Here is a 25,110-nt window from a genome sequence, read left to right as displayed (position 1 = left end):
ATGTCGGGGGTCGACCAACTCGAGGACCCGCGAGCCGAGGCTGCCGTCGGCTGGATGGTGGAGATGGGCTCGGGCCCCATGTCCGAGCATCAGATCCGGGCCTTCGAGGCCTGGCTGGAGGCCGACCCGCTCAACGAGGCAGCTTGGATTCGCCTTCAGGGCGGAATGATGCCCTACGGCATCGCCTCCCGCCATCGGCTGCAGCCCGATCTACTGGCACGCCGGCGGGGGCGTTCTCCGACCCGCCGCACGCTGCTGACCGGGCTGTGCGCCGTGCTCGGAGCCGGGGCGGCCGGCGGGAGCCTCCTCAACCGTTTCGTTCCTCTCGGCGGTGTCCTGGCCGATCACGTCACCCTCACCGCCCAGAACCGGAGCGTTCCCTTGGCGGACGGCAGCGAGACCGTCCTCTCGCCGAGGACGGCGATGAACCTGCGCTACGAGCCCGGGTTGAGGGGCATCCAGCTTGTGAGCGGCGAGGTGCTCGTGCGCATCGCCTCCCGGGCCACCCCCTTCCACGTCACCGTCGGCCCTCTGACCCTACGCGCGCAGGCCGGAATCTTCGTTCTCGAAGACCGAAACGAGGTCGTGACGGTCACCGGGGTGCAGGGGACGGGCGAACTCGCCGGCCTTGGCGCGGAGGGCCCGCAAGCGGTCGCCCCGGGCGACCTCCTCGAATTCGGTGACGGTCGCCTGCACCGTCTCGTTGCGGATCGGGACGCCGCAACGGCGTGGCTGGACGGGCTGCTTGTGGCCAAGGACCGACCGCTCGCCGCGATCGTCGACAAGCTGCGCCCATACTTTCCCGGAGTCATCCGGGTGGACCCCTCCGTCTCGGCGCTGCGCGTGACGGGAGTCTTCTCGCTCAAGGATCCGAGCGCGGCCCTGGACGCTCTGGCGGAATCCCTCGATCTGTCGATCAGCCGCCTCACACATTACTGGGTTTCGCTCGGCCCACGCGCCGCGGCGGCCTGACCGAAGTCATCGAGCCTCAGCATCGGCGCCGGTAAAGCTGGCCGCCGACCTCCGATAAAAGCCGATGCTCGCGTCGCCTGATGCGTCGTCGGCCCCTCGGCTGCCATCCGACACGCGCGCTCCGGTCGCAGAGGTTTCGCCCTCGGATCGGTGACGCTTTTCCGCCCTCGCTCGACATCAGGGAGGGGAACGGAAGAGGATGGGGCCGGGAATGGGGAGCAGGCCGGGGCGAACGCGGGAGAGGCATCTCGCATGGGCGGCGGCCGTCGGGGTGATGCTGACGACCGGTTCCGGACGGGCGGAGGAAGTGCGGTTCTTCGATTTCCCGCGCGGCCCCCTCGCCACGGTTCTGACCCGGATCGCTCTGCAAGGCCGGCGCTCGATCGTGTTCCCGGCCGACCTGGCGCGCGGACGCATGGTCGGCCCGATCCGCAGCTACGAGACCGTCGAGGCCGCCCTGGCGCGTGCCCTCGCGGGTACCGATCTGCAGATCGCCAAGGGGGCAGGCGGCTCCCTGACCGTACGCCGCATCGCGGCGCGCTCGGCCGCGGCAGGAACCGACGATCTGACGTCCGCCGCGGCGCCCGACCCATCGGGGGCCGCCAAGCACCCGACGGGGGCCCGGCCGTGAGCGTTCCGCTTCATTCCGCCCCCGAAATCGGAGGAGTCAGGCCCTCCTTCGATCGCTCCTGGCTCCGCGACGCCGTCGATTCCATCGCCGCTGAGGCCGCACGCAGCGCCGACACCCATCTCCTCCGTGTGCCGCTCGGCGGTTCGGCGGGCATCGATCTCTACGTGAAGGACGAGTCGACGCATCCGACCGGCAGCCTGAAGCATCGGCTGGCCCGTTCCCTGTTCCTCTACGGCCTGTGCAACGGCCGGATCGGGCCGCGCACCACGATCGTGGAGGCGTCGAGCGGTTCGACGGCGGTGTCCGAGGCTTACTTCGCCCAGATGCTGGATCTGCCCTTCGTGGCGGTGATGCCGGCCTCGACCGCGCCGGCCAAGGTCGCCGAGATCGCCCGGTACGGCGGGAGTTGCCACTTCGTCGAGCATCCGGGCGCTGTCTATGCCGAGGCGATCCGGATCGCCGAGGAGACCGGCGGGCTCTACATGGACCAGTTCACCCACGCCGAGCGGGCAACGGACTGGCGGGGCAACAACAACATCGCTCAGTCGATCTTCGAGCAGATGGCGCGAGAGCGTCACCCGGTCCCGGACTGGATCGTGGTGGGGGCCGGTACCGGTGGCACATCGGCGACGATCGGGCGCTACCTCCGCTACCGCGGCCACGCCACCCGCCTGTGCCTGGCCGACCCGGACGCCTCGGTGTTCCACCGACACCTCGCCGACCCGTCGGTCACCGCCCGGTCCGGCACCGCCTCGGTCGTCGAGGGCATCGGGCGGGCGCGGCTGGAACCCTCGTTCCTGCCCTCGCTGATCGATCGCTGGGTCGCGGTGCCGGATGCCGCGAGTCTGGGCGCGGCGCGGGCGCTGACGGAGGTGATCGGACGCTCCTGCGGTGCCTCCACCGGAACGAACCTGTGGGCGGCGGCCGAGCTGATCTCCGAGATGGCCGCGCAGGGCCGGAGCGGCTCGGTGGTGACGCTGCTGTGCGATTCCGGCGAGCGGTATCGCGGGACCCATCTCGACCCGGACTGGATTCGGGCGCGGGGCCTCGACGTCGATGGCCCGCGGGATGCCATGATGCGCTTCCTGACGACCGGGTGTGCGCCGTGCGCTGAAGCGGGGCCGGCGGCGTCGGCGCATCCGTATCGTGAAACCGGATCAAGCTCCGCGACCCGGTCGTCGGAGCAATAACCATGATGCGATGCTGCACCCTGATCGGAGCCAGAGCCTTCGAGGGGACCGACCGCCGCGGCTGCGACATGGGCCCGAGCGCTTACCGCGCCGCGAGCCTGCACGAGGCCTTGCGGGACCTCGGGCTCGACATCCGCGACCTCGGCGATCTCTCGGTGGTGCCGGGAGAGGGCCGGCCCCATCCTAACCCGGCCATACACGACTTGGCAGCCTTCACGGCCTGGACCGCGAAGCTCGCGGCGCTCAGCTACGCGGAGAGCGCCGAGCGCATCCCGATCCTGCTCGGGGGGGACCACAGCCTCTCGGCCGGCACCCTCGTGGGCATGAGCCGACGCGCCGCCGAGGAAGGGCGGCCGCTCTTCGTCCTGTGGCTCGACGCACACGCGGATTTCCATAGCCTCGACACCACGACGAGCGGCAACCTGCACGGCGTGCCGTTGGCCTACGCCACGGGCCGGCCGGGCTTCTCCGGCTTCCTGCCGCCGCCGCCCGTTCCGATCTCTCCCGACAACGTCTGCCTGATGGGAACGCGCAGTCTCGATCCGGCCGAGCGCGCGGCGCTGGCCGGGACCGCGCTGACGGTTCACGACATGCGGGCGATCGACGAGCACGGCGTCGTCGCCCTCCTCGCGCCCTTCCTCGCGCGGGTCGCGCAGGCGGGCGGGCGCCTGCACGTCAGCCTCGACGTCGACTTCCTCGATCCCTCCATTGCTCCGGGCGTCGGGACCACGGTGCCGGGCGGGGCCACGTTCCGCGAAGCCCACCTGATCATGGAGATGCTCCACGATTCCGGCCTGGTCGGCAGCCTCGACCTCGTCGAACTCAACCCCTTCCTGGACGAGCGCGGCCGCACCGCCATCGTCATGGTCGATCTCGCCGCGAGTCTGATGGGCCGCGCGGTGCTCGACCGTCCGACCCGGAGCTACTGAGAGGTTCGGGAGAGGCCCGCGCGGGCTTGAGGACGCCTCGGGCCACGACCCGGTGCAGGTCGGCCGCCAGGGCGCCGGATTGGATGTCGCTCCCGACATAGCGGGACGCTTCGTCCGCGGGGGCCTGAATGGGCCGGGTCATGGGAGGCCGTACCGTTCGAACGGGTCGAGCCTGCCGTTCGCGCCTCGCCGGTGAGGGTTTCCTCTAGGACCCTCCCGCCGGGTTCAGGCGAGCCACCGGGACGGCGCGCTTTACCGGGCGCTTCAGGCCGCTCGCCCGGACACCTGCGCGATCCCCGTGCAGATCAGGACCACCCCGCTGACGCGTTGGAGCAGGCGGCCGCCGGGACCGTGTACGACCGCGCGATGCAGCGACATGCTGGCCAGCGCCCAGATCAAAGCGGCAATGAGGGAGAGAACGCAGAACGTCGCCTGCAGGATGGCGAGCTGCGGCAGGATCGGCGCGCTCCCGTCGACGAACTGGGGAAGCAGGACGCAGAAGAAGGCGATGCCCTTCGGGTTCAGGGCGGTCACTAGGAAGGCGCCAAGGAACGGGCGCCCGCCGCGGGGCCGGGCCTGTTCGGTCACGGGCCCGCGGCCGAACAGGCCCTTGAGGCCGAGTCCGATCAGGTAGGCCGCCGCCGCAGCCTTCAGGATGGTGACGATCCCGGTGGAGGTGGCGAGCAGCGCACCGAGACCGAGATTGCAGATCGTCAGCGCGACGGCGTCGCCGAGAACGGCCCCTACGATGACACGCGCGACCCGGTCGCGCTCGCCCCCAGCGGCGTACCGCATGATGATGAGGGCGGTGGGTCCCGGTATCGCGAGCACGATGCAGGACGCCGCCGCGAAGGCGAGCCAGGTCTGGAAGGTCATGGAATCGTGAGGCGTTTCGAGTGGTGGCGAGTCGGCGGATGACGGAGGCCGGAGCTCAGACGATGCGGCAGACATCCCCGTCGCAGACCACGGTCGGCGTCTTCGGGCTGTGGGTCGCGACGCTGCCGGCGCAGCGGTCCACCAGGGACTGGAGACCGTCGAGCGCTCTCTCGTGAAGGTCGGCCGTCCGCCCGTGAACGATGGCCGCCTCGGCCTGGCGGAGGGCTTCGGCCGGCTGGCCTTCCTCCAGGAAGGCGATCGCGAGGCAGCGCGCGCGGACGCAGGCTTCGTAAGCGTCCTCCTCGCTCTTCTCCGCCTCGAGATTCCGGATGAGGTCGATGACGAACCGGGCGAGCGGCTGCCGTTGGTGCAGAACGGTGTCGTCCTCCAGCGCGCCGACGATCTCCGATGCGGTCGCCCGCTTCAGGAAGGGGAAGTCGGAGCCGAAGGTCGTGACCAGGCGGCTCCCGTAGGCCAGGGCCGCGGAATCAGGGGTCCGAAGGAGGAGCCGCAGCTTCTCCAGCCCCACCTCGGATTCCAGGCGCGGGCATTCGGCGATGGCGGCATCGTAGGCCTGGATGGCGCCAGCGTTATCATCCGCCTTCAGATGGCTCTGCACCGCCGCCTGAAGGGCCGACTTCTCGCGAGTCATGCTCTCCCGGATCCAGGCGGCATACCGGTCCGTGGCCGCCCGGATATCGAAGGTGCCGTCAACCACGGACGGCAGAACCTCTTTCATGACCGCCGGATGGCCGATCCACGCGATGCGACCCTCGCGATCGACGATGAAGGCGGTGGGAATGCCGTTCTGATAGGCGGGGAGCAGCCAGTGATGCGGCATCCAGCCCCCGCTCGCGGCCGGCTCCCCGACGTCGAAGGCCACCGCGTACCCCATCTCGTCGCCTTTCTCGGCAACGAAGGCGCGGACGGACTTGATGTCGTCCTCCCACACCGCAACCCCGACGAAGCGAACGTCCGGATGATCCTTCTGCATCTGCGTCAGGTGGGGGATGGTCGACAGGCACGGTCCGCACCAGGTGGCCCAGCACTCCACGACGTAGACGTGGCCGGGCTCGAAGGCGGAGAACGGCGTGCCCTTGAGAAACACGGCCGTGGGAAAGGCAGGGGCCGGATCACCGACCAGGAGTTCGAGCCGCGACATCGGAAAAGCTTTCTCTTGCTGTCTCGCCGGCCGCTCGCCCGAGCGGTCCGGATCGTGTGAGGATGGGCAGGGGCGGAAGGCGCGGCTGCTTCGTGCGCCAGTCGTCCGGGTCTCCGGCTCAGCGCGCTCCGCCGGCGCTGACGACAAGCAAGCCACCGTCGCCGAAGAGGCGGGCGGTCGCACGTGTGATGTCCTGCGACGTCACCGCCGCGAGGCGGGGTCCGCGCTCGTCGAGCCAGGACAGGGAGCGCCCGTCGAACTGCATCGCCAGAAGCAGGCGGGTGATCGCGGCCGAGGTATCGAGACGCACCGCGTGAGAGCCGATCAGATAGCGGCGAGCCGCGTCGATCTCGTCGTCGTCGAGGCCGTCCTGCGCGAGCCGCCCGATCTCGCTCCCGATCAGCTCGACGCTTTGGCCGACATGCTCGTTGGGCGTCGAGGTGGAGCCGACGAGGGAGGCGACCCCCTCTGAAACGTCGAAACCCGTCCAGACGGAGTAGCAGAGCCCGCGCTTCTCCCGCAGCTCGGCGAAGAGGCGGGAGGCGGACGGGCTGCCGCCGAGGCAGTGGTTGATCACCATCGCGGCGGGAAAGTCCGGATCGTGCATCGGGATGGCGGGGCGTCCGAAGAAGACGCTCGATTGAGGACTCTCGACGAACTGGGTGATGCTCTCGCCGACACCCCCGAGGGCCGTCTCCGGCAGGGAGTGGGCCGAGCCTTCCGGAAGGCCAGCGAACGCCTCGTCGAGGGCGGCTGCGAGATCCTCCGGCCTCACGGCCCCGACGACGGCGATGCGCAGCGACGTGCGGGTGACGAGCGCGGCGTGGAGCGCGACGACGGCCTCCCGATCGATCGCCGGGAGGTCGCTCAGCGTGCCGCCGGGTGGCCTGCCATAGGCGTGGCCGCGGAAGCCGCGCTCCCAGAAGATCGTGTCGGCGACGGCCCCCGGTTGATTCAGGCTGCGGCGCAGCTCCGCCGCGTAGACCCCGCGGCGGCGCTCCAGCTCGGGCACGGCGAAGCGCGGCTCCCTGAGGGCCGTGCCCAGCAAACCGCAGGCCTGATCCAGATCCGAGGCGAGCGTCAGGAGCGAACCGGTGAGCCGGTCCCGCTCGATCCCGAACGAAAGCTGGATCGCCCGGTCCGCGAGCGCGACCTGAAAGGCTTGGTCGTCGTAGGGGCCGGCTCCCTCGCAGAGGAGGCCGCCCACCATCCGCGCGGTTCCGGCCTTGCCGTCCTCGTCGAGGGCCGCGCCGCCCCGGAAGCCGAACGCCATCGAGACGAGTGGCAGCGCGTGGTCTTCGAGGAGGAGGGCCTCGACGCCGCCGGGGCTGCGGACCACCTGCACGCGGGACGCCAGGGAGGATGAGGCAGCGATGCTGCCGACATGGATCGTCATGGGAGACTCCGCCCGTTCAGGCCGCTGCTTCGATGAGATGCCCGGAGACCGCATTGCGCGGGTCGAGGTGCCGGAGCGCGCGCAGGAGGTCATCGCCCGTCACGGCCTCGACGCGGGAGCGCCAGAGCGCGATGTCCTCATGGGACAGGCCGCAGCACAGGAACGCGCCGTAGCGCTGGGCGAGGGTGGACTGATCGTCCTGCTCGTAGACCGCGCCCGCCACCGTCTGCCGCTTGGCGCGGGCGAGATCCTGTTCCGAAAAGCCGGTCCCGGTCAGTTCCGCGACGATCCCGTCGATGGCCGTATCGAGCTGCTCCGGCGTGATGCCGGCATTGGGCGTGCCGCTCATGGCGAACAGCGTCCGGTCGCGGAAGAGGTCGCCCATGTAGCCGGCGCCGACGGAGGTCGCGAGGGAGGTCTCGACCACGAGCCGGCGATGGAGGACGGAGGTCTCGTCCCCGGCCAGGAGATAGGCCAGGAGCTCTAGCGCCTCGGCCTCGCCGGGCGCGGCGAGGCGGGGCGAGGGCACGACGTGGAGCCGACGCAGCCGTGGCTGGCGGACCGATCGCTCGGCGACGGTCAGGCGATGACGGCCCCGCCGCGGCGGATCGATCGGATGGGACCGATCGAGCGGCCCCTCGTCGCGGGGGATCACGCCGTAGATCTCCGCGGCCATATCCAACGCAGCGACCGGCTCGACGTCGCCCGCGACGATGAGGATGGCGTTGTCGGGCCTGTAGAAGCGCCGGTAATAGGCCTCGACATCGGCGCGGCCGAGGGTTTCGATCTCGTGGCGCCAGCCGATGATCGGCCGCCCGCAGGGGTGGGCCGGGAACGCGGCCGCGTGGAGCGCTTCCTGAAGAAGGCGCGCGGGGTTCGAGTCGTCGTGCATGCCGCGCTCGGCGAGGACGACGTCGCGCTCGGAAGCGATCTCACCCTCGTCGAAGCGCAGGCCGCGCATGCGGTCGGCCTCGTAGGCCATGCAGGTTCGCAGGTGCCCGGCCGGGATCTTCTGGAAGTAGCAGGTGTAGGCCCAGCTCGTGAACGCGTTCTCCTCGCCGCCCACGGCCGAGACGCCCTTGCTGAAATGGCCGGTGGGATACCGCTCCGTTCCCTTGAACATCAGGTGTTCCAAGAAGTGGGCGGTCCCGGACTTGCCGGGCGGATCGTCGATCGCACCGTTCCGGTACCAGATCGTGTGCGTCACGATCGGGCTCCGGTAGCTCGGGAGGACGAGCACCTCCATCCCGTTGTCGAGCCGGCCGCTCACGACCGGCGGCGCGACGGAGGAGCCGGCCGCCTCCGGGATGTCGGTCCGAAGCGGTCGCGTATGACGTGTCATGGTCTTGCCTTGTCGGATGGCGGCACCGGGCGACGGCGCCGAAGCCGCGGACTGAGTGCGGGGACGGGGGCGGACGGGATGCCGTCTCAGGCGGGCGCTTCCGCCATCGTGGCGCCGGCCGTGCGGCTCGCCATCTCCTCGGCGGGGGTGATGTCCTTGAGGACGACGCCTTCCCCCGTCGACTCGGCCCGCAGCCGCCGCGGATGGAAGGCGAGCAGGCTGTCGCGATGGCCGATCGAGAGAAGCGTCGTCGTCGGCAGGCGACGGCGCAGCGCCTCGTAGACCTGCCGTTCGAGGGCGGCGTCGAGGGCCGAGGTCGCTTCGTCGAGAAGGAGCCAGCGCGGCCGTGCCAGGATGGCGCGGGCGATCGCGAGACGCTGCTGCTCGCCGCCCGAGAGCTTCTGCGCCCAGTTCACATCGTGATGGAGCTTGGGCACGAGGGCGCCGAGCCCGACATCTTCCAGGGCCCGGGCCACGTCGTCCGGCCGGTAGGCATCGGCGACGCGCGGATAACTCACCGCCGTCATGAGGTCGCCCGACGGGAGGTACACCTTTTGCGGCAGGACGAGGAGGCTGCCCTGCGGCGGCAGCGCGATCGTGCCTCGCCAGTGCGGCCAGACGCCCGCCAGGACGCGAAACAGCGTCGACTTGCCGGTTCCGGAGCGACCGAAGAGCAGCACGTTCTCACCCGGTCGCAGGACCAGGTTGGTCCGGCCGTAGAGGGGCGAGCCGTCGGGCAGGTCGATCGCGACGTCCGACAGGCGGATCGCCCCCTCGGGGCCGGTCTCGACGCGGGTGCCGTCCGAGCGGCCGTGGACCGCGTCGAGTGCGGCGTCGAAGGTCGAGAGGCGGTCGACCACCGCCTTGAACTTCGCGAGGGAGACGAAGCTGTCGACGACGAAGCTGAAGACCGAGTTCACGGCGGAAAAGGCCGACGTGGCAATCGTGAGCGAGCCGTAGGTCAACTTCCCGGCGATTACGAGCGGACCGAGCAGGAGGATGTGCAGGTTGTCCTTCAACCCGTTCAGGATCGAGCCGAGGACGCTCATGACGAGCGTCATGCCGAGCAGCCGGTAGGCGTTGCTCACCACCGCGCCCAGCCGGTTCTCGATGATCGCCGCCTCGGCGCGGCCGCCGTGCGAGAGCGCGATCTGCTCGCTGTATTCCCGCGTTCGGGCCAGTCCGAACCGGTAATCCGCCTCGACATGCTGCTGGCGGAAGGAGAGCGGGACGATGGGTTTGCCGATCCAGATCGTGAGGCAGGTCGAGATCACGGCCCAGGCCATCGCGATCCAGAGCAGCAGGCCCGGAATCCGCACCCCGTTGCCGAACAGGTCGACGCTCTCGGACAGGTTCCAGAGGACGATCGCGTAGATGAGGAACGAGCTGAGGATGCCCGTGATCATCACGACGATGCTGTACACGCCCCAGGTGCCGCCTTCCGTTCCGCCGATGAAGTTCGGAACGTCCTCGTGGATGCGCTGATCGGGATTGTCGATGCCGCTGTTGACGAGCGTCATCCGGTAGTGAGCCGCGCCCGAGAACCAGCGCCGGGCGTAATCCTCCGACAGGACCTGCCGCCAGCGGACCGAGAAGGCGACCACCAGAGAGGTGCTCGCGAGATGGAGGATCATCCAGGGGATCGCCCAGAGCGGCATCTGCACCAGCAGGGCGTCCCAGAACATCGCCCTGTCGCCGGCCTGGAGCGCGTCGGCGAGTTGCGCGCTGACGTAGAGGGTCTTGATGGTCAGGATCACGCCGACCTGACGCAGCAGGATGGTGAGCGATACCGCCGCCCGTCCGAGATGGCGCTCGCGGACGCGCAGCATCGCCCCCCCGGCAGCCGCCAGCCGAGACGGTCATCCCTGTCGAAGTAGCGGTCGGCGATGACGAGGCAGCGCCGGACGACGGAGACGGACCAGAGCGCGGCGAGCACGATGACGAGGAGGGTGAGCGTCATCACGGCCGTGCTCGGGACGGCGAGGTCGGCGAGCCAAGCCGGCCACGCCCCCTCCGCCCTTGCAAGGGTGCAGAGGCCGAGCACGACCGCCTCCCACCCGAAGGTAGCGAGCGGGATCTTGAGGAAGGTCGAGCCGTCGCGAACGGCAAGGACGCAAGCCGCCGCCACGACGAGGAAGCCCGTCAGCAGGTGGAGATTCCACTCGCCCGTCCGTGTCGCCACGAGGAAGGCGGCCATCCCGGTGCCTGTAAGCGCGAACGCCAGAGAACGCATGATCTGCTGATCGCCACAATGTCGGAACGCCCTTCCATCCGCCGGACCGGAAGGGCTGGAGCGGTGCCTGACCGCCTCGGGCCGGGCACGGGGCTCGATCGTCCGACCGTCGCGCGCCCGCATGCGGGCGCGCAGGTCTCCGCTCGTCACGGGAGACCTTCCAACGGTGGAACTCGGAAGATGATTCCGCCCCCTGCCGGGCGGGTCGGCAGGGGGCGGAGGCCGCGCCGAAGCGGGATCAGAAGCGGTAGCTCGCCTGCAGGATCACGTTGCGCCCGCGCTCCAGCGGCAGGTAGTTGCTCGCCTCCGTGATTGAGAACGCTTTCGTGTCGAACAGGTTGTTGATCTTCAGGTTGGCGGCGAAGTCGCCGGAGACGTAGCCGATGGACGCGTCGAAGATCGCGTAGCCGGGCAGCCTGAACAGGGGTTCTTCCTCTGAGGCGTTGACCTTGAAACCAGTCAGTCCCCGAAGGCCCCCGCCGATGGTGATGCCCTCGGCCCAGCCCGACGACCACGTATAGGTCGTCCAGAGGCTACCCTGATAGGCCGGCCGTCCGGCGCTCGGGTCGAGACCGCGTCCTTCCGGATCGAGGGACCGCGTCCAGAGCCGGGTTACGTTCGCGATCACGTTCCAGCCGGGCAGTATCTCGCCTTGCCCTTCGAGCTCGATCCCGCGCGACTCGAGGCCCTGGGTGTTGACGACTTCGATGTTGTTGGGGAAGCCGGGTGAGTTCTGTATGACGAGAGTCAGATCCGACTCCCTGAGTTCGAAGAAGCTCAGCGTGGTATTGAACCTGTTGTCGAACATGGAGGAACGCAGCCCGAACTCATTGAGCGTGCGCCCAACCGGTGGGATGCTGATGCCGGCGACTGGAACTTGCGGAATGCGCCCGTCGCTGCGGTTGATGTAGACACCGAGATCGTAGGGAAGATCGAGGAGGGCGCCGAAAGTGTAGGCTAAGGCTTGGTTTTTGCTGTTTGAATACCGATCGTCGCCGAACCCATCCTGCCCGCCCCGGCCGGATTGGCTGAACCAGTCCCATCGCGTCATTCCCAGGATGTGGAGCTTGTTGTTGAAAAGATCGAGCTTCTCGACCATATAGCCGCCGCGATAGATATTGTTGGAAATGCTGTAAAATTCGTACCCTGAGCTGATTAGTTGCTGCCTTGGTGTGTTGGTCAGGAAATTGAAATCAGGATCGAACGAGGAATTACTATTCCGCGTAGTGCTCCCTTGCGATAGGTAGTCGAAGCCAAACTTCGTCGTACTTCTGAAAAGGTCGTCCTCATACCGGAGCGACATGCTCAACCGCTCGGTGATATTCTCGTTGCGCGAGTCCGATCCGATTTGGACGACAGGCTGATCGTAGCCGAAGCCACTTGTCCCAAATGCGAAGGACGGGCCGATATAGCGGGCCGACTGATGCTGGAAGATATTGTTGAAGGTCACATCGAAGAGACCGAACAGGGTTCCGGCATGATAGCTCTGTTCTGTGTCGTAGGTGAGTTCCTTGCCGTCGAAATGTGCGTTGGGATTGCCGGGGCCGTTGCCGGGGATCTTGAAGATTGAGGGCTCGCCGGTGATCGGATCGAGGGCGCGGTAGCCGAAGCGCGCCTGTGGGACGCCGCGCGTCTGGATGTAGCGCAGACCGGTGGTCAAGGTGAGGCCCTCTCCCTGCCACCGCACGCTCGGCATGACGAGAAACTCGCTCGGATCGCGGTAGCCGAATTCCGACTGGTCGGCATGGTTGAGGGAGCTGACGAAGCGATAGGTCGTCCCTTCGAGTTCCGGCATCACGCCGCCGAGATCGAGGGCGATGGTCTTGTAGTTGAAGGTTCCGTAGCGGGCCGTCAGCTCGCGGATCGTCTCGCTCGTCGGCTTCTTGAGCGTGAGGTTGACCAGACCGCCGCCGTCGGCGTTCACCCCGGTCAGGATTGCCGTCGGCCCCTTCAGGACCTCGACGCGATCGACGGCGTCGATCGGGAGCTGCTGGAGCGTGACGCTCTGCGCGCCGTTCACCGAGAAGCCCCTGGTCTCGAAGCCCCGGATGAGGAATCTCGGCTGACCGTTCGCCGTGGGCGTGACGACCACGCCCGCGGCGTTGCGCGCCGCGTCCAGGGGGTTGGTGACGTTCTGGGACCGGAGCACCTCGTTCGTCACCACCGAGACCGAGACCGGAGTTTCCTTGAGGGGCGCGTCTGCGATCCGGAGGGTGTCGCCCGCGGCACCGGCCTGGAAGCCGCGATCACCGTAGGGCGAGCCGGTGTTGGCATCGACCACATCGATGGCCGCGATGTCGCCCGCCACGGCGGCGGGCGCAGGCGCGGGCGCGCTGCTGGCGCTGACTTTCAGGGCGCCGGCGGGGCCTGGCACGATCACGAGGCCGGTGCCGGCAAGCGCACGCGCCAGAGCTGCCTGGACACCCATTCGTCCGACGATCGGGCCAGCCCGGCGCCCGCGCGTCAGATCCGCCGGGAACGAGATCGGCTGCGCCCCGATCCGCCCGATCTGGGCCAATACGCCACCGAGATCGCCGGCCGGGATGTCGAACACGATCTCGCCAGCGGCCCAGCTCTTCGACGCGGAGAGGACGAGCAGCGGCGCCGGGCTCGCTCCCATCAGAAGCGCCAGCAAGCCGGCCTGAAACGTCCGTGATCGCGAGGTGGCCGATTCCACGGCGACCGCGACCGACGCGGCGCGTGCCGTCGTTACGCCCCGCACGCGTCCACGCGTCGGCGCGTGTCGGTTGAGATGCACAATATCGCAGTCTTTACCTTGCGGCATCACTTTATCCCCCAACCGCATTTTCTGCAGTCTCAAGAAAGCCTGTCGGCTCACATCACGAAAGCGTCAGTGCGACCCGAGATTTTTTTTGAACTACTGCACCGTGTGAAGATGAAGCCGCATGGGGCTGGGATGGCGCCTTCGCAGGCCACCCGCTGCTCACCCCGCCGGGCGAGCGCGCGCAACGGCGCCCTTCACGCGGACCGCTCCAGGCTTCGCTCGATCTTTGGGTGCCGGGGCACGGGTCGGGACGCGCCCGCCCACGGGCCAATCTCCCCCGCGGCCGAGGCCGGGCGCCCTTCAGGACGCCGAGGCTTGGGCCCGCGTCACCGCCGACTGAAGTTGAGCGGGATGGTCTGTGTGATCGCCTGTCCGCCGGGCGGCGGCGGGAAGGGCGCGGCGCGGTGCATCACCGCCACCGCCTCGGCATCGAGCGCCGCGTTGCCCGACGAGCGGATCAGCTGGGCGCTGCTCACGCTGCCGTTGCCGGAAAACGTCACGCTCACCACCGCTATCCCGGACGCGCCGGCGGCCCCGGCAGGAAACCGCTTCGCCCGCACGATCCGCGTCCGCATCTCGTTCTGCCAGGACGCCCGCGACGCCTGGCTGACCGCGGCACCGGCCGCGGATGCCGCGGTGCGAGCGGCGTTCTGCTGGTCCGAGCGCGGGCCGCCGCCGTTGCGGGAGGCCGCGCTCGGCCTGTCCTTCTTCTGGACAACAGGCTTGGTGGGCTTCTTCTGCGCCTTCTTCTTGAGCGGCTTGGGTTCGGGCTTCTTCGGCTCGGGCTTCTTCACCTCTTTGGGCGGCGTCGGCGGCAGTACGGCCTCGGGCTTGACCTGGGGAGGAGGGGGCGGGGCCTCGACGACCGGCTCGGGATCGGGCGGCGGAGGGGCTTCCTCCGCCGGCTCCGGTTCGGCCTGCTCGGTGTTCTGTGCCTCCGGCTCGTTGCTGGCGTTGTCCGTCGCCGACTGAGCCACGGTGGGCTCCGGCGACATGTCGATCATCACCGCCGCGGGCATTTCGAGGGGGGTGGGTGGCGTCTCGGCCTGACGGGTCAGGAGGAGGTAGAGGCCGACATGAACCCCGAGCGTCAGCAGGCCCGCCACCGCCCAGCCCAGGATCGGGACCGCCGACGAGGATTCGCGGCTCTCCTGATGCATGCGGTTCCGCTCGGCGGCCCGCACGAAGGCTTCGGGCGGCGGATGGATCACGGCTGACCTCCCCCGGACGTGTCTTCGAGGCCGACGAGGCCGACCTTGAGGTAGCCGGCGCCGCGCAGCAGGTTCATCACCCCCATCAGCTCGCCGTAGGGCACGCCCTTGTCGGCGCGCAGGAAGATGCGCTCGTCCTTGTTGCCCTTTGTCGCGGCATCGAGGGCTGCCCCCAGGGCCGGCCGGTCCACCGCGTCCTCGCCCAGCGCGACGCCGAGATCGGCCTTGACGCTGACGAAGATCGGCTTGTCGGGGCGCGGCTGCTGTGGCGCCGCGGAGACCGGCAGCTCGACCGGTACGTCGACCGTCGAGAGTGGCGCGGCCACCATGAAGATGATCAGCAGCACCAGGATCACGTCGATGAACGGCGTGATGTTGATGTCGGCGTTCTCGGCGAGATCGCCGCTGTCGTTCGATCCGAGATTGACGGCCATCGGCTCACTCCGCCGCGACGCGGATGCCGGACTTGGCGCCGTAGGTCCCAAACTCGCGGCGGTCGAGGTCGCGCGAGAGGTGGCGCATGATCAGCGCCACGGCGTCGCCGGTCATGGCGCGGTAGCCGGTGATGGAGCGGGTCAGCGCGTTGTAGATGACGACGGCCGGGATCGCGGCAACGAGGCCGATCCCGGTGGCGAGCAGCGCCTCGGCGATGCCGGGAGCGACCACGGCGAGGTTGGTGGTGTTCGAGTTGGCGATGCCGATGAAGCTGCCCATGATGCCCCAGACGGTGCCGAACAGGCCGACGAAGGGGCCGATCGAGCCGACGGTGGCCAGGATGCCGGTTCCGGACGCCATGCGCTTGCCGACCATGGCCTCGATCCGGCCCAGAGCGATCGCCGCCCGCTCCTTGACGCCCTCGCTCGGCAGGCCCCGCGAAAGGGTCAACTCCTCCTCGGCCTCGACCAGGAGAAGGGCGCCGACCCCGCGGCGCACCCGCTGACCGGCCTCCGCCAGGGTGGCGGACGCCCGGATCTCCTTGAGGCTGGCTCTCATCCCGCGCTTGGCCAGGAGGAGGCTCAGGACCTTCACGAGCAGGATGGTCCAAGTGACCACCGAGGCGGCGGCCAGGAGCAGCATCACGGCTTGCACGACCGGATCGGCGTTGAGGAACATCCCCATCGGCGAAAGGTCGTGGACGGCCTTGTCCGGCTTCGCGGCCGGGATCTGTGCAGGCGTCGCGGGCGGGGCGGCTTCTGCGGTGGGCGCTGCCGGAGAGGCCGGTTGCACGACCTCGCCGGGGGGCTGCGAGACCGAATAGGCGGCGGCGGGCGAAGGCTGCGCCTCGTCCTGTGCCGAGGCCGATAGTGGCGCGAGCAGCACGACCGGCACCGTCAGCACAGCCACAACGGAGAGGCGCGCCCTCTCCTTCATCCGGCGGTCCATTCGCGCGAAGTTTGATCCCAGCATTGCGTACCAACCCCTCTCGGTCGCCGTCACGGGCTTCACTGGGGCTGACGGGCGAGATCGAGAAAGCGACAGCGCGACGTCAAATTATTTTGACGGTTCGAGAGGGCTGACCTGCCACGAGGCAATGCTGGGATTGACCTACCCTATGTTTTCCAGAGGCTGCTGGTTGGCGTCAGAGCCTGTTTGAGCTTCTTCAGGCTGGGTTGTTGAGGGCATTGGCGGCTATGAGGCTGGCGACACAGGCGAGACGCCCGGTCGAGGTCGCCAGAGCACTCCCGATGCAGGCCGCCCCAATGACTGAGCCAGCCGAAGGTCCGCTCCACGACCCAGCGCCGCTCCCGAACGACGAAGTAAATTCTGCAAACCCACTTTTATCTTGTGCTCCGTCGCCTGCGGGTATGGAGACGACTGCTGATTGAACAAGCCGCGCTTCCGCTGACGTGACCGGCTGGCTTCGGCCGAGAAGTATAGCCGCTACGGCTATCGCAAGGTCAGCGATCTGTTGAAGGCAGCGAGCGGGCGGGTCAACGACAAGCGGGGCGAGCGGACCTGTCGGCGCGAAGGCCTGAAGGTCCCGGCCAGACAATCCAAGCGTGGCCTCATCCGGGACGGGGACGGCTCATGCCTGCGGCTACGGGCAGCCTCTCAACTATCAATGTCCCGTAGTTTCAGGAGATCAATGCCGTCCGCAGAGATCGTTGACTAACGCCGCTCAGGGATCGACCGATCAGCCTCAACCCAATCAACGCCACTGTGCTTCCGAGCAGGCCATCCACTGCACGTCTTGGCGGCGCATGCCGCCACAGCGAGGCGTAGGCCAATTCCGATGCCGGGCTGGTCGGACGGCTTCCCGTCATCGCCAGATGAAAAGCAGGAACAAAGATCCTCATCCCAGTGTTTCGCCGCAACGAGACCATACACCTCGGCGAAATCGGTCGCTTATCGACCATCAATCTATGAAGGTGCGATAAAATAACTTAAGTTACGAAATTTGATTTTTGATTATATTTGCACGTTTTCTGTAAGCACAGGAGTCGTCGCGCAAATATGAAAAAACTGGCTCTGATCACCGGTGGAGCGGGCTTTATAGGCCGGCATCTTGCGAGTGCGCTGCTGGCGCGGGGTTACCGAGTCCGCGTGCTCGATAGCCTGATCGAGCAGGTGCATGGCGGCACCGGCCAGCCCCTCTCTCTCGATCCGGCCGTGGAGTTCGTCGAGGGCGATGTCCGTGATGCCGAGGCGGTGGCGCGGGCGATTGCGGGTGCGACCCATGTCGTCCACCTGGCGGCGGAGGTCGGCGTCGGGCAGAGCATGTACGCGGTCGAACGCTACGTCTCGGTCAATGATTGCGGGACCGCGACCCTGTTTCAGGCGCTGATCGAGGCGCCGGTCCAGCGCGTCGTCGTCGCTTCCTCCATGAGCATATACGGCGAGGGCCTTTACCGGACAGAAGCCGATGCCACCGTCGAGGACGCCGTTCGCCCGCCGCGCCGCTCCGGCGAACTGTGGGATCCGCCCGATCAGCAGGGCCGCCCGATGCGCCCCGTGCCGACCCCCGAATCGAAGCGCCCGGCGCTCGCCTCCGTCTATGCGCTGACGAAGTACATGCAGGAGCGCCTGACGCTCACGCTCGCCCCTGCCTACGGCATGGAGGGCGTGGCGCTCCGCCTTTGGAACGTCTACGGGCCGGGCCAGGCGCTCTCAAACCCGTATACCGGCGTGCTGGCGATCTTCGCGGCGCGCCTCCTCCACGGACAGCCGCCGATGATCTTCGAGGACGGCGAGCAGCGGCGCGATTTCGTACATGTCGAGGATGTGGCCCAGGCCTTCGTGCTGGCGCTGGAGCATCCAGCTGCCGCCGGGCAGGTCTACAATGTCGGCTCCGGCGAGGACCGCACCGTCAACGAGGTGGCGCGTCTGCTCGCCCGCGCCATGGGTCGCGAGGAGATCGCTCCGCAGGTTACGGGGCAGGCGCGGGCCGGCGACATCCGGCACTGCATCGCCGACATCGGCAAGATCGCCCGCGAACTCGGCTACGCGCCAAAGCGCGACTTCGCCGAAGGATTGGCCGAACTCGCGGCATGGGTTGCCGAGCAGCAGGCGGTCGACCGCGTGGCCGAGGCCAGGCGTGAACTCGAAGCCCGAGGTCTCGTCGCGTGAGCGGGCCGACCACGACCGCCACGCGCCCGGTCCTCGTCACCGGTGGTGCCGGCTTCGTCGGCGCCAACCTCGCTGATCAGCTCGCCGCCGAGGGGCAGACCGTCCTCGTCTACGATGCTCTGACGCGTCCCGGCGTCGAGGCAAACCTGGCTTGGCTCACCGAACGCCACGGCGCGCGGATCGTGCCGGTGATCGCCGACATCCGCGACGGTGCTGAGCTCGCCCTCGCCGTGCGGGAGGCCGGCGCGGTGTTCCACTTCGCCGCCCAAGTCGCTGTGACGACGAGCATGACCGCGCCTTGGGAGGACATGGAGGTCAATCTCGGCGGTACGTTGACCCTGCTGGAGGCCCTGCGCGCCCGCCGGGGTGCGGTCCCCCTGCTCTTCGCCTCGACCAACAAGGTCTATGGCGGCTTGCCCGACGTTGAGCTGGCGGTCGAGGGTGACGCCTACCGGCCGACCGATCCAAACTTGCGCGCCCATGGTGTCGGCGAGGATCGCCCGCTCGATTTTCACACCCCCTACGGCTGCTCGAAGGGCGCGGCGGATGCCTACGTGCTCGACTACGCCCGCAGCTACGGCTTGCCGACAGTCGTGATGCGCATGAGCTGCATCTACGGCCCCCGCCAGATGGGCAACGAGGACCAGGGCTGGGTCGCCCATTTCCTGATCCGGGCACTGACGAACCGAACCGTGACCCTCTACGGTGACGGGCGGCAGGTACGCGACATCCTTCACGTCCGCGACGCGGTCGCGGCCTACCGAGCAGCGCTGGCGCGGATCGACCGGGTGGCCGGGCGAGCGTTCAACCTCGGCGGCGGCCCGGACAACGCGGTGAGCCTGCGCGGGCTGATCGCTTATCTCGGCACGCTGCTCGGGCGCGAGGTCGGAATCGAAACCGGCGCGTGGCGGCCCGGCGACCAGCGCTACTACGTCTCCGATACGCGCCGCGCCGCATCGATGCTCGGTCTCGACCCCCCGCTACCCTGGCGCGAGGGCGTGGCCGACCTCGCCGCGTGGCTCACGCAATGGCTCGACGCGGAGGCCGAGACGAGCCGGGCCGCCCGTCAACCGGAGGCGGTGCTATGAGGGTCGCCTTCGTCAACCCGCCCTGGGACTACCGCAACAGCATCTATTTCGGCTGCCGCGAGGCCCATCTGCCGCTCGAACTCGGCTACGCCGCCGCTTTGCTGGAGGCGGGCGGCCACGAGACGCTGCTCGTTGACTGCCATCTCGAAGGCCTGAGTGCCGCGGAGGGCGCCGAGCGGATCGCGGCCTTCGCGCCCGCGATGACCGTGATCACGACGGCGCCGACCTACCTGTTCTGGCGCTGCGCCCCGCCTGAGATGCGGGTGCCGCGCGCCTTCCTCGACGCGCTTCAAGGCCGCGGTGGGCGCACCGTCGCGGTTGGCCCGCATGGCTCGGCCACGCCACGCCCGACGCTGGAAAAACTCGGTTGCGACGTGGTCGTGCGGGGCGAGTGCGAGGAGATCGTGGCTCGTCTGGCCGAGACGGACGATCTGCGCAGCCTGCCCGCCCTCGCGTATCGCGACGCAGAGGGCGGTATCGTCGTGACAGGGCCGCCCCATGCCGGGCGCTTCACCGACTTGCCGGCGCTTGCCTGGCCCGATGCCTGGATTGCCCGCCACCATCACCATCACCACCGCTTCGACACCGCTCCCGACGGGCCCGGCGCCGAGATCGAGGCCTCGCGCGGCTGCCCCTATACTTGCAGCTTCTGCGCGAAGATCGATTTTCGCGATGCCTATCGCCGCCGCGACCTGCCGATCGTCCTTGAGGAGATCGATGGGCTGATCTCCCAGGGCGTCACCTACCTCTACTTCGTCGATGAGATCTTTCTGCCGCAGAAGCCGCTTCTGGAGGCCCTGGTCGGACGCCAAGTGAAGTTCGGGGTGCAGACCCGGATCGATCTGTGGAAGCCCGATATGCTCGACCTGCTTGGGGCGGCGGGCTGCGTCTCGATCGAGGCGGGCATTGAGAGTCTGACCGAGGAGGGACGCGCCGCACTCGACAAGCGCTGCCGCGCCTCGACCGACGACCTCGCCGAGCGCCTGATCCACGCCCGCCGCACCGTGCCATTCGTCCAGGCGAACCTGATCGCGGTGGCAGGCGACGATCCCGACCTCGTCGCCGCCTGGCGCGACCGGCTGCGCGGCGCGGGAGTCTGGGCGAACGATCCGGTGCCGCTCTACCCCTATCCCAGCTCGCCCGATTACCGGCGGCTCTGGGGCGAACCGGACGACACGGCCTGGGAGCGGGCGCACGCCCATTATCTCGGCCAGTTCACCCGCTTCAGCGACATCCAGGAGGAGCGCCCGCTCCCGCTGCCCGAGTTGGAAGCGACCTGCGGATGCCGCTGACTGCCGCCCGTCCCCACATCCTGATGAGCGCCGACGCGCTGGGCGGCGTCTGGCAATACACGCTCGACCTCGCCGCCGGACTCACCCGCCGGGGCGCCTCCGTCAGCGTCGCCCTGATGGGACCGGCGCCTGCGCCCGAGCGGATCGCGCGTGCGCAAGAGATCAGCGGCGCCCGCATTCTCACGACGAACCTGCCCCTCGATTGGACCGCCGAGAGCGCCGCCGAAGTTCGAGACGCATCGGACGCGCTCGCCCGCCTCGCGGACGAGACCGGCGCCGACCTCGTCCACCTGCATAGCCCGGCTCTGGCGCTCAGCGACTTCACCGCGCCGGTCGTGGCGGTCTGCCATTCCTGCGTTGCGACCTGGTGGGCCACCGTGGCGTCGGGCCCGCTGCCCGCGGATCTGGCGTGGCGGCGCGACCTCAATGCGCAGGGCTGCCGCAAAGCCGACCGGCTGATCGCCCCGACCCACGCCTTCGCCCGGACGACGCAGGCGGCCTACGGGCTGGCGCAGGCGCCCCTCGTCGTGCGCAACGGCCGGGATGTCCCCGTCTCGTCCGAGGCGGAACCCGCGTCCCACGTCTTCACCGCCGGGCGCCTGTGGGACCCGGCCAAGAATGCCGCCGCGCTCGATCGGCTGGCCGCGCGCCTATCGGTGCCGCTTCGCGCCGCCGGCCCCGTGGCCGGGCCGATGGGCCAACGGGTGGCGCTCACCGCCCTCGACTGCCTCGGCCGCCTCGACGACGAGGAGATCGCGCGGGAGCTGAGCCTCCGGCCTGTCTTCGTGAGTCTTGCCCGCTACGAGCCTTTCGGCCTCGCGGTGCTGGAGGCGGCGGGCGCCGGCTGCGCCCTGGTGCTCTCCGACATCGAGAGTTTTCGCGAGTTGTGGGATGGCGCGGCGCTGTTCGTCCCTTCCGACGACGACGCGGCGGCGGCCCGCGCCGTGCAAGACCTCTTTGCCGACCCGGCGAGCCGCGCGGCGCTCGGCCGGGCCGCCCGCACCCGCGCCGCCGCCTATGGCACCGAGGCCATGGTTGCGGGCGTGGCCCGCATCGTCCGTGGCCTGCACCCGGCGCTCGACGAGGCGGCGGCATGAGGATCGTCTACTTCACCCACTCTCTCGCCTCATGCTGGAATCACGGCAACGCGCACTTCTTGCGCGGCGTGCTGCGCGAGTTGGCCAGCCTCGGCCATGCAATCGAGGCCTACGAGCCAGAGGGCGCCTGGAGCCGGGAGAACCTGCTTCGCGACCATGGCCCCGCCGGACTCGAGGCCTCGCTCGCGCCCTATCCTGAGCTGTCGCCGAAGACCTACGCCACGATCGAGGCGGCCGTGGAATACGTCGAGGGCGCCGACCTCGTCGTCGTCCACGAATGGAACGAGCCGGCTCTGGTCGCTGCGCTCGGTCGGGCTCGGAAGGGCGGCCGCATCGACACGCTTCTGTTCCACGATACGCATCACCGCGCGGTGAGCGCGCCTGACGCGATGCGCCGCTTCGACCTCTCGGGCTACGACGGCATCCTCGCCTTCGGCGAGACGCTGGCCGAGGTCTATCGCAGCTGGGGCTGGGGCGCGCGCGCCTACGTCTGGCACGAGGCCGCCGATACGCGCCTGTTCCGGCCACCGGCGGAGACGGAGGTGCCGCGGGCCGGTCTCGTCTGGATCGGCAACTGGGGCGACGGCGAGCGCACGCAGGAACTTGAGACGTTCCTGTTCCGTCCAGCCCAGGCCGCGGGCCTCTCCCTCGACATCCACGGCGTGCGCTACCCCGCCGAGGCGCTCGCGACGCTTGAACGCTACGGCGCGCGCTATCACGGCTGGGCCCCGAACGCCGCCGCGCCCACCCTCTTCGCCCATGCGCTGGCGACGGTTCACGTGCCGCGCCGCTTCTATGTCGAGGCCTTACCCGGCATCCCGACAATCCGGGTGTTCGAGGCCCTCGCCTGCGGCCTGCCGCTGGCCTGCGCCCCCTGGAACGATGCCGAAGGGCTGTTCAAGCCGGGCTCGGACTACCTGATCGCCCGCGATGGAGAGCAGATGGAGGCCCACCTGCTGGCGCTGCGCGAAGATGCGAGCCTGCGCCGGTCTCTCGCCGCCCATGGCCTCGCCACGATCCGAGCCCGGCACACCTGCCGGCACCGCGCCGATGAACTCCTCGCGATCCATGATTCCTTGACCACGTCCCTGAACGTGCCTGCCCGGATGGAGGCCGCCCCGTGAAAATCGCGTTCTACGGCTCCTCCCTGCTCTCGTCCTACTGGAACGGGGCCGCGACCTATTACCGGGGCATGCTCGCCGACCTCGCGAGGCGCGGGCACCGCATCACCTTCTACGAGCCGGACGCCTTCGACCGGCAGAGCCACCGCGACATCGACCCGCCGGACTGGGCCGAGGTGCAGGTCTATCCCGCGACCCTCGAGGCCGCCCGCGCGGTGATCGCGCAAGCCGCAGAGGCCGACGTCGTCGTCAAGGCAAGCGGCGTCGGCGTGTTCGACGACGAATTGCTGGAAGGCGTCGTCGCCGCCGCGCATCCGGACGCCATCCGCATCTTCTGGGATGTCGATGCGCCCGCGACGCTGGCCGAGATGCGGGCCAACCCGGACCACGCCCTCCACCGGGCGATGCCCGCTCTCGACTTCGTGCTGACCTATGGCGGCGGCCCGCCTGTGATCGCGGCCTATGAAGGTTTCGGAGCGCGTGCCTGCATCCCGGTTTACAACGCGCTGGATTCCGAGACTCACCATCCGGTCCCGCCCGATCCGCGCTTCTCGGCCGACCTCGCCTTTCTCGGCAACCGGCTGCCGGACCGTGAGGCGCGGGTCGAGCGCTTTTTCCTCGCGGCCGCCGCGCGCCTGCCGGAGCGGAGCTTTCTACTCGGCGGCAGCGGCTGGGAAAGCCGCGGGCTTCCGCTCAACGTCCGCCATCTCGGCCACGTCTCGACGCGCGATCACAACGCCTTCAACGTCACCCCCCGCGCCGTTCTCAACATCGCCCGCGACAGCATGGCGGCGGTCGGCTTCTCGCCCGCCACTCGCGTGTTCGAGGCGGCGGGCGCGGGCGCCTGCCTCATCACCGACGCCTGGGAAGGCCTCGGCCTGTTCCTCAAGGAGGGTGAGGAGGTGCTCGTCGCCCGTGACGGGCGCGACGTCGCCGACCACGTCGCTGCGCTGACACCGGAGCGCGCCCGCGCCATCGGCGAGGCCGCCCGCCTGCGGATCGCCGCCGAGCACACCTACGCGCGCCGCGGTGCGCAGGTCGACGCGATTCTCCGGGACGAGAGGGAGCGCCGGGCCTGCGGGGTGCTTCGCCGGAGCGTCGCATGACGCGCACGCCGCTGCGCCTCGTGGTGCTGGGTCTGAGCCTGTCCTCGTCATGGGGCAACGGCCACGCCACCACCTACCGCGCCCTGCTCCGGGCCTTCGCGGCCCGCGGCCACGAAGTCCTGTTCTTGGAGCGCGACGTGCCCTGGTATGCGGCCCACCGCGACCTGACCGATCCGGACTTCTGCAGACTGGCCCTCTACGCCGACCTCGACGACCTCGAGGACCACCGCGCAGCGATCGAACAGGCGGATGCCGTCGTCGTCGGCTCCTACGTGCCCGATGGGATCGCGGTGGGCCGCCGCGTCCTCGCCTGGGCGGAGGGCACCCGCGCCTTCTACGACATCGATACGCCGGTGACGCTGGCGAACCTCGCCGCCGGCACCTGCGCCTATCTCGAAGCCAATCAGATCGAAGCTTACGACCTCTATCTCTCCTTCACCGGCGGCCCGACCCTGGAGCGGCTGGAGGAGCGCTACGGCTCGCCCGCGGCGCGTGCTCTCTACTGCTCGGTGGATCCGGAGGCCTATCCGCCGTCTGCAGGAGAAAAAGCCTATGATCTGAGCTATCTCGGCACCTACAGCCCCGACCGGCAGCCGATCCTGGAGCAATTGCTGATCGAGCCGGCGCGCCGCGCGCCCGAGCTGCGCTTCGCGGTCTCCGGCCCGCAATACCCGGACGGGATCGACTGGCCGGCCAACGTGACCCGCAGCGATCACCTTCCGCCGGAGGCCCATCCGGCCTTCTACGGGCAGAGCCGCTACACCCTGAACGTCACCCGCGCCGACATGACCGCGGCGGGCTACAGCCCGAGCGTGCGCCTATTCGAGGCCGCCGCCTGCGCCATCCCGATCCTGAGCGACCGCTGGGACGGCCTCGACACGATCCTCGCGCCTGGCCGCGAGATCCTGTGCCCCGAGGGGCCGGACGCCGTGCTGGCGATTCTGCGCGATCGACCTGAACCCGAGCGCCGCCGGATCGGCGAGGCGGGCCGTGCCGCGATCCTCGCCCGGCATTCCGCCGCCCACCGCGCCGCGGAATTCGAAACGCACCTGCGCGAAGCAGCGGCCCGACTGGCATTCCTCCGAACGCCTCCTCGAACGGTCACCAACTGA

21 protein-coding genes and 1 pseudogene are annotated in these 25,110 nt (G+C 69.1%); 12 read left to right on the top strand and 10 right to left on the bottom strand.

Annotated elements, in window-relative coordinates; genetic code table 11:
• From OVA30_RS21835 to rocF, 4 genes are all read left to right on the top strand, one after another.
• Window positions 1-972, top strand: a complete 972-nt coding sequence (locus OVA30_RS21835) for a FecR family protein (RefSeq protein WP_268176890.1) — start codon at window positions 1-3, stop codon at window positions 970-972.
• Window positions 973-1,246: 274 nt separating this feature from the next.
• On the top strand, window positions 1,247-1,603 hold the full coding sequence (locus OVA30_RS21830; protein ID WP_268176889.1) for an STN domain-containing protein: 357 nt from the start codon (window positions 1,247-1,249) through the stop codon (window positions 1,601-1,603).
• Window positions 1,600-2,793 (top strand): PLP-dependent cysteine synthase family protein, encoded by a 1,194-nt coding sequence (locus OVA30_RS21825; RefSeq protein WP_268176887.1) that lies wholly within the window; start codon window positions 1,600-1,602, stop codon window positions 2,791-2,793. The genes OVA30_RS21830 and OVA30_RS21825 overlap by 4 nt, the downstream gene beginning before the upstream one ends.
• Window positions 2,794-2,795: 2 nt before the next feature.
• The gene (gene rocF / locus OVA30_RS21820; protein WP_442786121.1) at window positions 2,796-3,722 is read left to right on the top strand and encodes an arginase; all 927 of its coding nucleotides are present in this window, start codon (window positions 2,796-2,798) and stop codon (window positions 3,720-3,722) included.
• A gap of 264 nt (window positions 3,723-3,986) precedes the next feature.
• Here rocF and OVA30_RS21815 read toward each other — a convergent pair whose 3' ends face one another.
• From OVA30_RS21815 to exbB, 10 genes are all read right to left on the bottom strand, one after another.
• The gene (locus OVA30_RS21815; protein WP_268176886.1) at window positions 3,987-4,598 is read right to left on the bottom strand and encodes a LysE family translocator; all 612 of its coding nucleotides are present in this window, start codon (window positions 4,596-4,598) and stop codon (window positions 3,987-3,989) included.
• 55 nt (window positions 4,599-4,653) lie between these two features.
• Window positions 4,654-5,760, bottom strand: a complete 1,107-nt coding sequence (locus tag OVA30_RS21810) for a TlpA family protein disulfide reductase (RefSeq protein WP_268176884.1) — start codon at window positions 5,758-5,760, stop codon at window positions 4,654-4,656.
• A 118-nt stretch (window positions 5,761-5,878) separates the two neighbouring features.
• Entirely contained in the window at window positions 5,879-7,156 is a 1,278-nt protein-coding gene (locus tag OVA30_RS21805; protein ID WP_268176883.1) for a M16 family metallopeptidase, read from the bottom strand.
• 16 nt (window positions 7,157-7,172) lie between these two features.
• Entirely contained in the window at window positions 7,173-8,498 is a 1,326-nt protein-coding gene (locus tag OVA30_RS21800) for a M16 family metallopeptidase (protein ID WP_268176882.1), read from the bottom strand.
• Window positions 8,499-8,584: 86 nt separating this feature from the next.
• Window positions 8,585-10,327: an ABC transporter ATP-binding protein/permease gene (locus OVA30_RS21795; RefSeq protein WP_268176881.1), complete on the bottom strand. Its 1,743-nt coding sequence runs from the start codon at window positions 10,325-10,327 to the stop codon at window positions 8,585-8,587.
• Window positions 10,252-10,731 carry a hypothetical protein gene (locus OVA30_RS21790; RefSeq protein WP_268176880.1) on the bottom strand — a complete coding sequence of 160 codons (480 nt, stop codon included), beginning with the start codon at window positions 10,729-10,731 and terminating at the stop codon, window positions 10,252-10,254. The genes OVA30_RS21795 and OVA30_RS21790 overlap by 76 nt, the downstream gene beginning before the upstream one ends.
• A 238-nt stretch (window positions 10,732-10,969) precedes the next feature.
• Window positions 10,970-13,516 carry a TonB-dependent siderophore receptor gene (locus OVA30_RS21785; RefSeq protein ID WP_268176879.1) on the bottom strand — a complete coding sequence of 849 codons (2,547 nt, stop codon included), beginning with the start codon at window positions 13,514-13,516 and terminating at the stop codon, window positions 10,970-10,972.
• A 326-nt stretch (window positions 13,517-13,842) separates the two neighbouring features.
• The gene (locus tag OVA30_RS21780; RefSeq protein ID WP_268176877.1) at window positions 13,843-14,727 is read right to left on the bottom strand and encodes an energy transducer TonB family protein; all 885 of its coding nucleotides are present in this window, start codon (window positions 14,725-14,727) and stop codon (window positions 13,843-13,845) included.
• Window positions 14,724-15,161 (bottom strand): TonB system transport protein ExbD, encoded by a 438-nt coding sequence (gene exbD / locus OVA30_RS21775; protein WP_268176876.1) that lies wholly within the window; start codon window positions 15,159-15,161, stop codon window positions 14,724-14,726. Before exbD ends, OVA30_RS21780 begins: the two co-directional genes overlap by 4 nt.
• A gap of 4 nt (window positions 15,162-15,165) precedes the next feature.
• Entirely contained in the window at window positions 15,166-16,098 is a 933-nt protein-coding gene (exbB, locus tag OVA30_RS21770) for a tonB-system energizer ExbB (protein WP_268176875.1), read from the bottom strand.
• Window positions 16,099-16,597: 499 nt separating this feature from the next.
• Here exbB and OVA30_RS21765 point away from each other — a divergent pair.
• From OVA30_RS21765 to OVA30_RS21730, 8 genes and pseudogenes are all read left to right on the top strand, one after another.
• Window positions 16,598-16,774, top strand: a pseudogene (locus tag OVA30_RS21765) (IS3 family transposase); the annotation flags it as partial.
• 407 nt (window positions 16,775-17,181) lie between these two features.
• Entirely contained in the window at window positions 17,182-18,294 is a 1,113-nt protein-coding gene (locus OVA30_RS21760) for an SDR family NAD(P)-dependent oxidoreductase (protein WP_268176874.1), read from the top strand.
• Window positions 18,291-19,382 carry an NAD-dependent epimerase/dehydratase family protein gene (locus tag OVA30_RS21755; RefSeq protein ID WP_268176873.1) on the top strand — a complete coding sequence of 364 codons (1,092 nt, stop codon included), beginning with the start codon at window positions 18,291-18,293 and terminating at the stop codon, window positions 19,380-19,382. Before OVA30_RS21760 ends, OVA30_RS21755 begins: the two co-directional genes overlap by 4 nt.
• A complete protein-coding gene (locus OVA30_RS21750; protein WP_268176871.1) occupies window positions 19,379-20,674 on the top strand; it encodes a TIGR04295 family B12-binding domain-containing radical SAM protein in 1,296 nt (431 codons plus the stop codon). The genes OVA30_RS21755 and OVA30_RS21750 overlap by 4 nt, the downstream gene beginning before the upstream one ends.
• A complete protein-coding gene (locus OVA30_RS21745; protein WP_268176870.1) occupies window positions 20,665-21,771 on the top strand; it encodes a glycosyltransferase family 4 protein in 1,107 nt (368 codons plus the stop codon). Before OVA30_RS21750 ends, OVA30_RS21745 begins: the two co-directional genes overlap by 10 nt.
• Window positions 21,768-22,895 (top strand): CgeB family protein, encoded by a 1,128-nt coding sequence (locus tag OVA30_RS21740; RefSeq protein WP_268176869.1) that lies wholly within the window; start codon window positions 21,768-21,770, stop codon window positions 22,893-22,895. Before OVA30_RS21745 ends, OVA30_RS21740 begins: the two co-directional genes overlap by 4 nt.
• Window positions 22,892-23,998 (top strand): CgeB family protein, encoded by a 1,107-nt coding sequence (locus OVA30_RS21735; protein WP_268176868.1) that lies wholly within the window; start codon window positions 22,892-22,894, stop codon window positions 23,996-23,998. The genes OVA30_RS21740 and OVA30_RS21735 overlap by 4 nt, the downstream gene beginning before the upstream one ends.
• Window positions 23,995-25,110, top strand: a complete 1,116-nt coding sequence (locus OVA30_RS21730) for a CgeB family protein (RefSeq protein ID WP_268176866.1) — start codon at window positions 23,995-23,997, stop codon at window positions 25,108-25,110. Before OVA30_RS21735 ends, OVA30_RS21730 begins: the two co-directional genes overlap by 4 nt.

The organism is Methylorubrum sp. SL192, from assembly GCF_026672325.1.
Taxonomy (GTDB): Bacteria; Pseudomonadota; Alphaproteobacteria; order Rhizobiales; family Beijerinckiaceae; genus Methylobacterium; species Methylobacterium extorquens.
Note: the sequence above shows the minus strand (reverse complement) of the source record. Positions and strands in the feature narration are given on the sequence as shown.

Coding starts and splice junctions, on each gene's coding strand:
- OVA30_RS21740 (WP_268176869.1), top strand. CDS start 21,768: ATGAGGATCGTCTACTTCACCCACTCTCTCGCCTCATGCTGGAATCAC.
- OVA30_RS21730 (WP_268176866.1), top strand. CDS start 23,995: ATGACGCGCACGCCGCTGCGCCTCGTGGTGCTGGGTCTGAGCCTGTCC.
- rocF (WP_442786121.1), top strand. CDS start 2,796: ATGATGCGATGCTGCACCCTGATCGGAGCCAGAGCCTTCGAGGGGACC.
- OVA30_RS21790 (WP_268176880.1), bottom strand. CDS start 10,731: ATGCGTTCTCTGGCGTTCGCGCTTACAGGCACCGGGATGGCCGCCTTC.
- OVA30_RS21835 (WP_268176890.1), top strand. CDS start 1: ATGTCGGGGGTCGACCAACTCGAGGACCCGCGAGCCGAGGCTGCCGTC.
- OVA30_RS21810 (WP_268176884.1), bottom strand. CDS start 5,760: ATGTCGCGGCTCGAACTCCTGGTCGGTGATCCGGCCCCTGCCTTTCCC.
- OVA30_RS21745 (WP_268176870.1), top strand. CDS start 20,665: ATGCCGCTGACTGCCGCCCGTCCCCACATCCTGATGAGCGCCGACGCG.
- OVA30_RS21805 (WP_268176883.1), bottom strand. CDS start 7,156: ATGACGATCCATGTCGGCAGCATCGCTGCCTCATCCTCCCTGGCGTCC.
- OVA30_RS21830 (WP_268176889.1), top strand. CDS start 1,247: ATGCTGACGACCGGTTCCGGACGGGCGGAGGAAGTGCGGTTCTTCGAT.
- exbB (WP_268176875.1), bottom strand. CDS start 16,098: ATGAAGGAGAGGGCGCGCCTCTCCGTTGTGGCTGTGCTGACGGTGCCG.
- OVA30_RS21760 (WP_268176874.1), top strand. CDS start 17,182: ATGAAAAAACTGGCTCTGATCACCGGTGGAGCGGGCTTTATAGGCCGG.
- exbD (WP_268176876.1), bottom strand. CDS start 15,161: ATGGCCGTCAATCTCGGATCGAACGACAGCGGCGATCTCGCCGAGAAC.
- OVA30_RS21785 (WP_268176879.1), bottom strand. CDS start 13,516: ATGCCGCAAGGTAAAGACTGCGATATTGTGCATCTCAACCGACACGCG.
- OVA30_RS21795 (WP_268176881.1), bottom strand. CDS start 10,327: ATGCTGCGCGTCCGCGAGCGCCATCTCGGACGGGCGGCGGTATCGCTC.
- OVA30_RS21750 (WP_268176871.1), top strand. CDS start 19,379: ATGAGGGTCGCCTTCGTCAACCCGCCCTGGGACTACCGCAACAGCATC.
- OVA30_RS21815 (WP_268176886.1), bottom strand. CDS start 4,598: ATGACCTTCCAGACCTGGCTCGCCTTCGCGGCGGCGTCCTGCATCGTG.
- OVA30_RS21800 (WP_268176882.1), bottom strand. CDS start 8,498: ATGACACGTCATACGCGACCGCTTCGGACCGACATCCCGGAGGCGGCC.